General features: G+C 36.8%; 10 protein-coding genes. All 10 read left to right on the top strand.

All coding sequences use genetic code 11. The features are described 5' to 3' along the window. Positions 1-88: 88 nt before the first annotated feature. The 10 genes from G590_RS0115750 (at position 89) to G590_RS0115705 (ending at position 12572) form a co-directional block, all read left to right on the top strand. Positions 89-2560, top strand: a complete 2472-nt coding sequence (locus tag G590_RS0115750) for a hypothetical protein (RefSeq protein ID WP_022766620.1) — start codon at positions 89-91, stop codon at positions 2558-2560. Between the two features lie 109 nt (positions 2561-2669). After that, a complete protein-coding gene (locus G590_RS0115745; RefSeq protein ID WP_022766619.1) occupies positions 2670-3125 on the top strand; it encodes a YhcH/YjgK/YiaL family protein in 456 nt (151 codons plus the stop codon). A 6-nt stretch (positions 3126-3131) separates the two neighbouring features. Continuing rightward, positions 3132-4019, top strand: coding sequence for a glycosyltransferase family 2 protein (locus G590_RS0115740; protein WP_022766618.1), 888 nt, complete (start codon positions 3132-3134; stop codon positions 4017-4019). A 39-nt stretch (positions 4020-4058) separates the two neighbouring features. Next, positions 4059-5282, top strand: coding sequence for a CDP-glycerol glycerophosphotransferase family protein (locus tag G590_RS0115735; RefSeq protein ID WP_022766617.1), 1224 nt, complete (start codon positions 4059-4061; stop codon positions 5280-5282). Then, positions 5263-6696, top strand: coding sequence for a lipopolysaccharide biosynthesis protein (locus G590_RS0115730; RefSeq protein WP_022766616.1), 1434 nt, complete (start codon positions 5263-5265; stop codon positions 6694-6696). The genes G590_RS0115735 and G590_RS0115730 overlap by 20 nt, the downstream gene beginning before the upstream one ends. Positions 6697-6717: 21 nt before the next feature. After that, a complete protein-coding gene (locus G590_RS19875; RefSeq protein WP_081641112.1) occupies positions 6718-8070 on the top strand; it encodes a glycosyltransferase in 1353 nt (450 codons plus the stop codon). A gap of 89 nt (positions 8071-8159) precedes the next feature. Beyond that, positions 8160-9209, top strand: a complete 1050-nt coding sequence (gene rfbG, locus G590_RS0115720) for a CDP-glucose 4,6-dehydratase (RefSeq protein ID WP_022766614.1) — start codon at positions 8160-8162, stop codon at positions 9207-9209. Between the two features lie 154 nt (positions 9210-9363). Continuing rightward, positions 9364-10614, top strand: a complete 1251-nt coding sequence (locus tag G590_RS0115715) for a lipopolysaccharide biosynthesis protein (protein WP_022766613.1) — start codon at positions 9364-9366, stop codon at positions 10612-10614. 19 nt (positions 10615-10633) lie between these two features. Continuing rightward, the gene (locus G590_RS0115710) at positions 10634-11266 is read left to right on the top strand and encodes an acetyltransferase (RefSeq protein WP_022766612.1); all 633 of its coding nucleotides are present in this window, start codon (positions 10634-10636) and stop codon (positions 11264-11266) included. 100 nt (positions 11267-11366) lie between these two features. Next, positions 11367-12572, top strand: a complete 1206-nt coding sequence (locus G590_RS0115705) for a polysaccharide biosynthesis protein (RefSeq protein ID WP_022766611.1) — start codon at positions 11367-11369, stop codon at positions 12570-12572. Positions 12573-12586 lie beyond the last annotated feature (14 nt).

The raw sequence follows: 12586 nt of genomic DNA, 5'->3' as shown, positions 1-12586 counted from the left end.
AAAATGCATGAACTGCCTCTGATGATATGATAAAGTTGGATGTTTTATTACGGCAAACGAAATAATTATAAAGTGGAAGTTAAGAGAGATGGAAAAGAGATATTTTTTCACTCAAAAATATAACAAAGCTATTTTTGCTCTTTTGATTGTATTGTTTTGCTTGAGGGCAATTAATATTGATCAGGACCTTGCTCCATGGGGGGTGGCGCAGTATCAACCTGTTGATGAAGGCGCGTATTCTTATATGGCCATAAACGAGAAGACTTATGGGAGTATTAATCCGCATATTTTCTATGAAGGTCAGGAATTGGGGCTCGTAGTTAAGGAGAACTTTATAAGCAATGTGCCCGGAAATTTTATGTCTATTCTTGGCTTCCATATTTGGGGAAATAATTATTTTGGGCTAAGGATTCCATATGTATTATGGGGATTGCTTGTATTTGTTCTCTTTTTCAAGCTGATTGATAAACTAAGAAGAATATATGGAAAAGGCGATAGGGCAGAGTTTATAGCAGAAATAGCAATACTTGCATGGTATGTTACTGATTTTACTTTTTTTAATGCCAGTAGAATAGCAGAGCCAACAATGGTGAGGCTTGTATTTGTTCTACTGACTGCGTTAGTGTATATTTCATTTCCTGACAATCATACGACTCGTTTCTTTGTGCTTGGAATTTTTGCAACTTTTTCAACGTTTCTTGTATATATTACAAATGTGTTTTTGTTTTTTGCAGTAGGGCTATCAATTATAATTAGTATTAAAAATGACGGTATAAAGAATGCTGTTCGAGAGTTTGCGTGGTTTGTATTTGGATCGTTATGTATGTTTGTCGTGGCTGAGATATATTATTATTATGTATGGCAGACTGAAGCAATACTAAATTCTTTGCGCACAATTGAGGGGTTTGTTTCTTATAATAGTACGGCAAGTTTAACAGTTGATACATCAGAACCATTAATTAGGGCTTTGGCGTTGGTGTGGGCGAAGATAGTGGGGAGCAATTCATTCTTATATAATCTTCCGATACTTTTGTTTTTTTCTGTTAAGCAGAGAAAAATTTTCTCGCTTTCGAAAAATGATAAGTGTCTGTTTTTTTTGCAATTGATTGTTTTATGCTTTATAGGTCAGACTTTCATTTCATGGGACACAGTTACTCGTAAAATTATACTTATATGTCCAATTGTCGTTTCTATACTATATGTTTTGTTTGTGAGTTGTGATATGAAGACGCACTTTCAGAACAGCCAAGAAACTGGTATTGAAAAAAATAATCGAAAGGCGAAAGCCTTTGATGCCTTTTTGTGGATATTTGGGTTAATTAATGTTGCAATTTCGTTGTTGTACAGAACAGTATTTTACAATGATACTCATGAAGATTACGATTTGGCATCTGTCATTGTGCTGCTTGTGTTAGAACTGTTTCCAATACTGATTTATATCCTTTTTGTTTTTATTATACCAAAGTATATAAGACTAAATGATTCTGTGAAGTTACAGATGAGGGCTGGATGGTTTGTGTTTATTTGTATGTGTTTGTGCAATTTAACATTTACATATAAGTACTTTTTGAAAAACCCATCTTTTGTAGAAAGAGACAGTATGATTGCCCTTGCTGAATCAGTGGATGGAAAATATGTGCTTGGTGGAGGGTTTCAGTTGGGTTACTCGCTTTATAATGATATGAAGCCATTACTAACAACTCCTAACAACACTATGGAATTTGCCAACATATTGGATGAACCATTATTAATAGAGTATACGTCAGTCAGAGGCGAGCTAGAGGAGTACTTTCGTAATGTATACTATTCGGAAGGAGAAGGTAATACATATTTTATTCCTGAAAAAGAGATTGAAAGATCTTTTTTAACTTTTGGATATGTACACGATATGTGTCTGTACAAGGTTGGAACTGCTGAGGATTACAGAGCTTACAGAGAGGCATTATACTCGAAAGTCATAGAGGAAAAGAAGCTACAACAAGGCGAAGAAGTAGATAAAACGTTTGAGAATGATTCAAAAGCGTGGAGTAATGAGATAGATAGATGTATATACCCATACACCGAAGGAGCGCAGTATCCAATTAAAGGTAAGGAAGTTACTAATATTATAGGAAGTGTATATACCGATATTACAGTTCCGGTTTATGGAAATGTATATGGTGATATTCATGGGAGTATTAATCAGCCAATACATGGAAGTGTTTATGGTGATATTTACGGCGATATAAATTCTGTAATAGATTCGAATGTATATGGAGTTGTCCATGGAAAGAACAAAGGAAATGTATCAGGAAAGATATTAGGCAATGTACTGTGTTGTACTGAACTAAAGGAGAGGGGAATAGATATAGACGGCGACTTCATCATTATTGAAGGCAATCAAAATGCTGATGTGAATAGTAATGTTTATGGTGATATTGATTTTGATATATATGGGGATATCAATGGTTATGTATTTGGAGATATTAACGGAGATGTATATGGGAATATTACAGGAGGAGTATTTGGTAAAGTTAATGGGAAAGTATATGGAGAACAAGTTGGATATTTTGAAAAATAGACAATCTATTAGTAGCTGAATTACAAAGAGCATGAAAAATTAATGAATGATACATATCTGTTTTAAATGATCATGGAATAAAAGTACTAATAGAGATGAGGTAGGACAAATGATACTTGATAGAATTGAGAATATTGGAACTTATCTTGGAATAAGTAGGCACTTGGATATAGCAATTAAAGAAATACAAAAAGGACATTATAAAAATTGGGATATAGGACGACACGAAATTGAGGGAAACAATGTTTTCTGTAATAGAGTCTATTTGGAAACAAAAGAAGAGAATTCGTGGGAAAGACATGAAGAATATTTAGATATTCATATTGTAATAGACGGAAGCGAAGTGATTCGTTATTCGGAGTGTTCTTATGTTAATGATTGGGGTGAATTTGATGCAAAAGGAGATTGTGCATTAGCGCCATTTTCAGACACGGGAATTGATTTAAGGATTAATCCCGGATGGTTTTTAATAGTGTTTCCACAGGATGCACACATGCCTGGGCTACGCGATGATGGAGAATTTAGTGACAAGGCAATTTTTAAAGTATGTGTTAAGGGAAAATGAGACATTATGATACATCAGCATAGCAATGTATTGATTGTTCTAAACTATAATGATGCAAAAACAACGAAAGAATTTATAGAAAGGACTAGAGGAAATCAGTGTGTTGATCATATTGTGATTGTTGACAATCATTCGACAGACAATTCTTATATAGATCTTTTGCAGTATACTGATGAGAAGGTTGATGTTATTCAGATAGATACAAATGGAGGATATGCAAAAGGAAACAATCGTGGTGCACAATATGCGATAAAAAAGTATTGCCCGGATTATCTATTGATTTCAAATCCGGATGTATACTTTGATGAGGAAACTATTCGTTTATTAGAAAGCGTTCTTATGAATTCATCACGAGTTGGTGCTGTCGCCTGCATGATGAAGTGTATATCGGGTAGTAGCAGACCATCTGCATGGAAGCTTCCGTCATTTGCGGATTGTATCAAAGAGAACATGATTATTACTAAAAAATTGCTTGGTGATAAGACTCTCTATAATGAAGCTTATCTTAATAACGATATGGTAGTCAATGTTGATGTGGTGTCAGGGGCATTCTTCGGAATATCAAGAAAGACTTTTTTAAACATAGGGGGATTTGATGAAGATACTTTCCTTTATGGAGAGGAAAACCTTATGGCATATAAGTTAAAGCAAAATGGCTATCAGTCAAAACTCATAACTGGTAAAGAATATCTTCATGAGCATTCTACAAGCATTGATAAGAGTGTAAATAGTCTGTACAAGAAGCTTAGAATGGGATTTAAGAGTAGGATGGTGTATGCCAATAAAGTGCTGCATATGAATCTGGCACATAAGTTGATATTACACCTTACTTTTTTTATTGGTACATTTAATTATCTAATACTGCGGAAAACATTTGATTTTTTCTGTAAATGAATAACAGAATTAAAAATATAAAGAATTAAGAGAAAGATAATGGATTTTTTTAAAGTTATATTACGACCCTTCAGAGTTATTTTCATATTGCTGTGTAAACTAATGACCGGGCTTGTCCCGAAAGACAAAAGACTTGTACTGTTTGGTGCGTGGTTCGGACAAAGATATGCAGACAATACAAAATATTTGTATGAGTTTTGCTTGAATAAAAAAGATATTAAGCCAATTTGGTTCACCAAGAATTATGATGTATATAGGAATTTAATCAGCCAGGGGAAACCTGCTGTTTATTCGAAGTCATTAAAAGGAATTCTCGTTCAGATGCGCGCAGCTATGTTGGTTTCGACTGTTGATTATGGTGATTTTAATATTTATCTTCTTAGTGGCTGCATGATTTTTGATCAAGGGCATGGCGTGGCTATTAAGAGGAGCCATGATAAGGGATATGAGACCTGTTATCAGAAATTTTTTGATGCTCTTATTCATTTAAATGTTAAGAGATATGGAGTCGGAACAAATCCGTATCTGATAGAAATGGCACATGATGAGGTGCCTGTACCTGATGATCATGTCATTTATGCAAATATGGCGCGTACAGATGTCTTTTTTGATGAAAGATTATATGATCATAGGAATGATTTTTTGAATGATATTATTAAAGACCGCAAAGTTGTTTTATATGCTCCAACACATAGGCTTGAAGGCGCTATCCCAATAGAAGTTGATAAAATATTTGATCTTCCGGACATCCAGGAAATTTGTGAGCAAAATAATGCTGTTTTTATTATAAAAAAGCATTTCTATCACAAGGATGAAAAATCAAATCTGGATAAATATAGCAGAATTTTTGATATAACAAATGAAGATGTTGAGACTCAAAGCCTTCTTTGCAAGACAGATATTTTGATTTCTGATTATTCGGCTATCTATATTGACTTTCTTGCAACCAATCGACCTATTATTCTGTATCCATATGATTATAAAGAATTTACAGATAAAATTAGAGGATTTTTTCTGTGTATGGAAGATAATCATGTGGGGTATAAGCCAAATAATCCTGCTCAAATTACTGACTGCCTCAAACATGTATTTGACGATCCAACTGATGAAGTTCATCAAACGGGGCGGGATGAACTTCGGAATAAGTATTACAATCCGGGGCAAAAGCTAGGGACGAGCAGACAATATCTGTATGAAAAAATGTTGCGTCTATTGAACCTGGAATCACAAGGTAAGATAAAAAATGAAGAACAGCATAATTAATAATGTGATATGGAAATTCGCGGAGCGGATGCTAGCCCAAATAGTATCCCTTGTAGTATCAATAATTCTTGCCAGATTGTTGTTTCCGGATGACTATGGCGCCGTATCAATGGTTACGGTTTTTATTGCAATTGCAAATATATTCGTAACTAATGGAATTCCGAATGCGTTGATTCAAAAAAAAGATGCAGATGAATTGGACTTCTCATCATGTTTCTATTTAAACTTGAGCGTTTCATTGTTGATATATGTGGCGATTTTTTTTGCCGGTCCTTTTATTGCAGGATTTTATATGAATGAGATACTATGTCCTGTTATTCGAGTTATGGGACTTAGAATCATTGTTGCTTCTGTAAATAGTATCCAACACTCTTATGTTTCAAGGCATATGATGTTTAAAAAGTACTTTTGGGCCACTTTGTTTGGAACAGTGATTTCAGGGATTATTGGCATTGCTATGGCTTATCATGGCTATGGCGTTTGGTCACTTGTTGCTCAGTATATGACAAATTCGATTATAGATACTATTGTACTGTTTTTTACAGTTGACTGGAGACCTAAGTTGTTATTTTCGCTTGGACGGGTATATCAGCTTTTTCGATTTGGATGGAAAATACTGTTTGAAGGGGTTTCAAATACAGTTGTTGGTCAGCTTCAGAATATGATCATAGGAAGGGTATATACCTCAGCGGATTTGGCTTTTTATACAAAGGGTCAACAATTTCCCAACCTCTTAGTAAATAACATTACGACATCTATCGGAGCGGTCATGTTTCCGGCTATATCCAATGAGCAAGACGATAGAAAGCATGTTTTAGAAATGCTAAGAAAATCGATAAGGATGTCCTCTTATGTTGTATATCCTATGCTTACTGGACTGGCAGCAGTAGCTGTTCCTTTCATAAGAGTTGTATTGACAGATAAATGGTTGGATACTGCACCGTATTTGCAGGCATTCTGCTTTTTAAATGCCCCAGCGGTTGGAATGATTCCGCGGCATCAGGCTCTTAATGGGACTGGTAGAAGTGATGTGTTTATGAAAGAACATATCTTGGCTAGAATTGTGGCGATAGTTGTTCTTTTGATTACCTGTAGAATCAGTATTATGGCGATTATTCTTGGGAGTGTAGTAAGTACTGTAATCTTGATGGCTATAATAGCATATACCAGTAAAAAGTATAATGGTTATGAATATCATGACCAAATCCGAGATATATTACCTACTCTGATTGGCTGTGTTGTTATGGGAGTTCCTGTTTACTTCATGGCTTATCTGGGGTTATCCTGTTCGACAACACTAATGTTGCAGGTTATAACCGGCATGGCGATTTACTTGTTATATTCTTATCTACTGCATATTAAGGAGTTTGAGATTTGCAGGCATTATGTTATTTCAATTATCAAAAGAAAGTGATGTCCGAGAAGGGATTGAGTAATGCGTATATTACATTATTCGTTAGGATTGCCTCCATATCGCTCAGGTGGATTAACAAAGTTTTGTACTGACTTGATGAAAGAACAAATTCTTGAAGGTCACTATGTTGCTCTGCTATGGCCGGGAAGAATAAGAATAATTGACAGGAGAACAAAGATTATTGATGGAGGGCAATCATTACAAGGTGGACTGAAAATCCCAAATTATGAAATTATAAATCCATTACCGGTTTCATACGATGAAGGCATACGAGATATTAATGCATTTACAACCCCTGGGTGTTCAGAAGTGTTTCAAAAGTTTTTGGGTGATTTCAAACCGGAGGTTATTCATGTGCATACCCTTATGGGGTTACAAAAGTCTTTCTTAGAAACGGCCAGAGAACTAGGAATTAGACTGATATTTTCGGCTCATGATTTCTTCCCCATATGTCCAAAGGTTACTATGTTCAGGAATGGGGAAATATGTAAAACAGTAATGGAATGTGTAGATTGTAATTCTTGTAATATGTCTGCGCTCTCTTTATCGCAGATTCTATTACTGCAGTCGGTTCCCTATCGATTATTAAAAAATTCTACTTTGATAAGAATGATGCGAAATAGTCATAGAAACCAGTATTTGATCAGTGGAAATGACGTGCACACTTCGCCGGATATCAGTGATGGGGAGAATTATAAGCGCCTGCGTTCTTTTTACAAGTCTATGTTGTGCTTGTTTGATGTTATTCATTATAACAGTACATTGACTGAGACGATATATCTTAAGTATTTGAGTGGTTTACCTGCCGGGTGTGTCATACCTATTACACATGGGGATATAGTAGATCATCGAAAGAAAAAGAAGTTCGAAGATAGCATTCTTAGGATCAGATATTTAGGATCGTATAGTAAAGGAAAAGGATATATAACCCTTATAGAAGCATTGAATAAGCTTTGGAGTGAGCACCCAAATTTTCAATTAGATATTCATTTTAAGCCTCCTGAAACTCCACCGTATGTTAATGTACATGGTAGATATTGCTACGATGATCTTGAATATATATTTAACCATTCTGATGTACTTGTTGTACCGAGCATCTGGTATGAAACTTTTGGCTATACTGTTTTAGAGGCATTTAGCTATGGCGTTCCGGTTGTTCTTTCTGAAACGGTAGGTGCGAAAGATATAGTTACTGATGGGGCAGGCATAATAAGCGGCGTGGATTCAGATAACTTATATGATGTGCTAAAGAGGCTGAATTCAGAGAAACTGAGTGAAATGAACAATGCGATTCTTGAGAGACAAAAGATCGTATCTATGCATGAAATGGAAAAAACTTTTGAAATAGAGCTCTATACAAAGACAACTAATTGATGAATTAGATAATAAGTAAAGGAACAATTCTGTTTAAATTGTAAGTATGCTATAATACTTCAAGCAAATATAGAATAAGAGGAATTTATATGTTGGATTTAACGTGGTTTAAGGGAAAAAATGTATTGGTTACAGGTCATACTGGATTCAAAGGATCTTGGCTCTGCAAGATATTGATAGACGCCGGGGCGAAAGTAACGGGATATTCATTGGAAGCGCCGACAAATCCGAATCTGTTTGCGTTGTGTGAGGTAGAGGATGAGATGAACTCTGTTATCGGCGATATCCGTGACAGAGAACATCTGATGCAGATATTTGATGAAGTACAGCCGGAAATTGTTATGCATCTTGCAGCACAGCCAATTGTACGAGACTCCTATAAGGATCCTGTCTATACCTATGAGACAAATGTAATGGGAACGGTAAATATCTGCGAGGCGGTTCGTCAGCATCCCTGTGTGAAATCTTTTCTGAATGTGACCACGGATAAGGTATACCACAACAATGAATGGGAATGGGGCTATCGTGAGAATGAGCCATTGGATGGCTATGATCCATATTCAAACAGCAAGAGCTGTTCTGAGTTGGTAACACATAGCTACATAAACTCTTTTTATTGTGACATGAATGTGGCTGTATCAACGGCTCGTGCCGGTAATGTTATTGGTGGCGGGGATTTTGCTAATGATAGAATTATCCCAGATTCTGTACGAGCTGCGATTAAAGGAGAGGATATTATCGTGCGTAATCCACACTCTACCCGTCCATATCAGCATGTGTTAGAACCATTGCAGATGTACCTTATGATTGTAAAGGAACAGTATGAGGATGCATCCAAGGCTGGGTTCTACAACATTGGACCGGATGAATGTGACTGTGTTACTACCGGTGATTTAGTAGATCTGTTTGTAAAATCCTGGGGAGATGGTCTGAAGTGGATAAACAAGTCTGATGGCGGCCCTCATGAAGCAAACTTTCTAAAGTTGGATTGTTCAAAGGTTAAGAGAGTCTTTGGATGGCAGCCCAGATGGCATGTGGAAGAGGCTATTCAGAAGACTGTAGAGTGGTCAAAGGTCTATGCAACAGGTGGAGATGTGCCAGGATGCATGGAGAAGCAGATTAGGGAGTTCTTCGCATAGCATAATGCATTATGCTACTATACCCTAGAGTATAGTATATTTCATCAGGTGTCATAAGTGTAGAATATGGTGCATTAGAGTATTGAACATGTAGCATACTTAATAGATGTTTGGCACTGATGGAATTTAGTTTTATTTATGAAGTGGAAGTTATATGAATCATTTTTTGTTGGAATCAAAAGATATCGAACGAGATAGTTTTGTTTGGAATATGGCTGGCAGTCTTTTGGGAGCTTTTCAGTCGGTAATATTATTGATGATATTAACGCGTACGGTTGATTTAGTAACAGCGGGAGTGTTTACTATCGCAAATGCAAATTCCAATTTATTTTTGAATATTGGTAAGTTTGGAATGCGTAATTATCAGGTGTCTGATGTGAGGCATGAGTATTCTTTTACGGAGTATCACAGATCAAGAGTATATTCGTTATTACTGATGCTGCTATGTTCCGTATTGTATATTGTATATGCCTCGATTACTAATGGATATACGCTGGAGAAGGCAATGATTATCCTGTGGATGTGCATTTTTAAATTGCCGGATGCTTATGAAGATGTATTTTACGGTGAGTATCAGCGATGCGGTCGATTAGATATAGGTGCAAAATGTATGACGATTCGTATGCTTGCTACCATAGTTTTTTTTGGTGTTTCTGTTGTTTTAACAAAAAGCTTATTATGCTCAATGATTGTATCTACGATTTTTACAATTGTTTTGATGATGGTTTTGTTACAAGCAACAAAAGGAATTATTCAGAAAGCTGATTATAATATAGAAATTCGTGCAAAGCAGTTATTGATGGCTTGCTTTCCTGTGTTTGCGGCAGCTTTTCTTGCATTTTATATTGGAAATGCTCCAAAGTATGCGATTGATGCTCAATTATCCGATGATTTACAAGCTATCTATGGATTTATTTCCATGCCGGTGTTTGTGATTGGTTTATTAAATGGCTTTATTTTTAACCCGATTCTGTTTTCGCTTTCTTGCATGTGGGATAAGAAACAATTAGATAAGTTTACAAGATCTATCATTAATCAGTCCGTAATTGTATCTGTAATTACGGTGATTTGTATTGCTGGAGCGTATGTGTTGGGAATCCCGGTTTTATCAATTTTGTATAACACGGATTTGACCAATTACAAAGCTGAGCTGTTATGGTTGCTGGTTGGCGGTGGATTGCTTGGGCTTTCTGGAGTATTTACAGCGGTTCTGACCATTATGCGTCATCAGAAGAATTTAATGTGGGGATATCTTATTATCGCAATTGCTTCTTTATTAGCTTCTAGACCTGCTGTAGCTAGGTGGGGTATGATGGGAGCCGTTATGCTATACAATGGAATGATGTTGGCTTTATGTGGAGTATTTGTGGTGATGATTTTTATAGTGGTAAAGAAATATAAATGAATGGCTGTAAGGGAGTAATATGAAAAGATTAATCCTAGTAGGTGGCGGTGGCCACTGCAAGTCTGTATTGGATGCTACATTAGCTATGCACGAATTTGATGATATCGTGATAACGGACCCGGACATACCGGCAGGAAATGAGATTATGGGATATAAGGTAGTTGGTTCAGATGAAATACTGCCGGAATTAAAAGAAAAAGGATATCACTACGCGTTTGTAACAGTAGGGAGCATTAAGAATACGTTAGTTCGCAGGGAACTAGTTAACAAGCTGGAGAGCATTGGCTTTCAATTCCCAGTAATCTGTGATCCTTCCGCCATCGTGTCTCCAACTGCGATTATAGGCAAAGGAACATTTATTGGAAAGCGTGCAGTATTGAATTCAGAAGTTAAAGTTGGTGAGCATTGCATTATTAATACAGGTGCCATAATAGAGCATGAAAGTGTGGTTGGAGACTATACACATGTATCAATCGGAGCTATTGCATGTGGTAATTGCAACATTGGAAAAAATTGTTTTTTGGGGGCTGGAAGTACATTGATACAGGGAATTCGTGTGGGAGATGGTTCTGTTGTTGGTGCAGGCGCTGCTGTGACACAAGAGCTTTCGGGCGAATGTACTGCAGTGGGTGTACCCGCGCATGTATGTTGACATTTGTTTTTGGTTTGGAATATGATTAGGAGAAATGTTATAATATAGCTCATTTAACATTGGATTATATTTATATTGAGATTGTTTAGGAAGGATTAACATGGTTAATATCAATCAGTTTATTAATGAATATGTAACAAAGCGTTCACAGTCTATGTTTTTGGCGGATATTGAAGCAAATAGAAAAGTATTAACAACTAAGATTCAGGGAAAGACTGTCTTAGTTGTTGGCGGAGCTGGTTCTATTGGGTCTAGCTTTATCCGAGCAATTTTACCATTCAAGCCAGCTTCATTGGTGGTAGTAGATATTAATGAGAATGCACTAGCGGAGTTAACTCGTGATCTTCGTTCTACTAAGGGAATGTATGTGCCTGAGGCTTATATTACTTATCCGATGGACTTCGCGGCTCCTGTATTTGAGAAGATGTTCCGTGCGCGTGGAGGATTCGATATTGTGGCGAATTTCTCTGCTCATAAGCATGTGCGTTCTGAGAAGGATATCTTCTCGGTAGAGGCGTTGATTCAGAATAACGTATTGCATGCCAAGAAATTATTGGATCTCTTGACGGAGTTCCCACCGGAGGAGTATTTCTGTGTGTCTACTGACAAGGCAGCAAACCCGGTAAATATTATGGGGGCATCCAAGCGTATTATGGAAGACGTGATTTTCTCTTATTCGGACCACTTCCCAGTTAAAACCGCTAGATTTGCCAACGTGGCATTCTCTAATGGATCACTTCCGGCTGGATTTATAGCACGTATGGAAAAATTACAACCATTGTCTGCGCCAAGTGATGTGACACGTTACTTTGTATCACCTGAAGAGTCTGGGCAGATCTGTATGTTGGCTTGTATGCTTGGTAATAATCGTGAGATATTCTTTCCGAAGCTTAGGGAAGCACAGGTTATGAGCTTTGATGATATTGCAAGAAAGCTCTTAGAGTCTCATGGATATGAAGTATTAGAGTGTGGCTCTGATGCAGAAGCAATCGATAGAGCAGAAGATTTAAAGAAGGGTAGCAAGCAGTATCCGGTGCATTTCTCCAAGTCCGATACTTCTGGTGAGAAACCATACGAGGAGTTTTATACCGATAGCGAAACTTGGACAGGAGATCGTATGCAGGCTTTGGGGGTTATTACGGGCAAGGAGATTCCTGACAAGGCACGCGTAAAAAAAATGTATGAAAAGCTGGAGGCGTCTTTTGAGGGCACACCGACAAAAGAAGAGGTGATTGCCATCATGAAGGAATATCTTCCTAACTTTGAACATATTGAGACTGGTAAGTCTCTAGATAGCAAGATGTAATAGACGAAATCGAG

This window comes from Butyrivibrio sp. XPD2006 (genome assembly GCF_000420865.1).
Classification (GTDB): Bacteria; Bacillota; Clostridia; order Lachnospirales; family Lachnospiraceae; genus Butyrivibrio.
Note: the sequence above shows the minus strand (reverse complement) of the source record. Positions and strands in the feature narration are given on the sequence as shown.

What these genes read in the sequence shown, in the direction of transcription:
- G590_RS0115750 (WP_022766620.1), top strand. Translation starts at nt 89, where the DNA reads ATGGAAAAGAGATATTTTTTCACTCAAAAATATAACAAAGCTATTTTT.
- G590_RS0115745 (WP_022766619.1), top strand. Translation starts at nt 2,670, where the DNA reads ATGATACTTGATAGAATTGAGAATATTGGAACTTATCTTGGAATAAGT.
- G590_RS0115740 (WP_022766618.1), top strand. Translation starts at nt 3,132, where the DNA reads ATGATACATCAGCATAGCAATGTATTGATTGTTCTAAACTATAATGAT.
- G590_RS0115735 (WP_022766617.1), top strand. Translation starts at nt 4,059, where the DNA reads ATGGATTTTTTTAAAGTTATATTACGACCCTTCAGAGTTATTTTCATA.
- G590_RS0115730 (WP_022766616.1), top strand. Translation starts at nt 5,263, where the DNA reads ATGAAGAACAGCATAATTAATAATGTGATATGGAAATTCGCGGAGCGG.
- G590_RS19875 (WP_081641112.1), top strand. Translation starts at nt 6,718, where the DNA reads ATGCGTATATTACATTATTCGTTAGGATTGCCTCCATATCGCTCAGGT.
- rfbG (WP_022766614.1), top strand. Translation starts at nt 8,160, where the DNA reads ATGTTGGATTTAACGTGGTTTAAGGGAAAAAATGTATTGGTTACAGGT.
- G590_RS0115715 (WP_022766613.1), top strand. Translation starts at nt 9,364, where the DNA reads ATGAATCATTTTTTGTTGGAATCAAAAGATATCGAACGAGATAGTTTT.
- G590_RS0115710 (WP_022766612.1), top strand. Translation starts at nt 10,634, where the DNA reads ATGAAAAGATTAATCCTAGTAGGTGGCGGTGGCCACTGCAAGTCTGTA.
- G590_RS0115705 (WP_022766611.1), top strand. Translation starts at nt 11,367, where the DNA reads ATGGTTAATATCAATCAGTTTATTAATGAATATGTAACAAAGCGTTCA.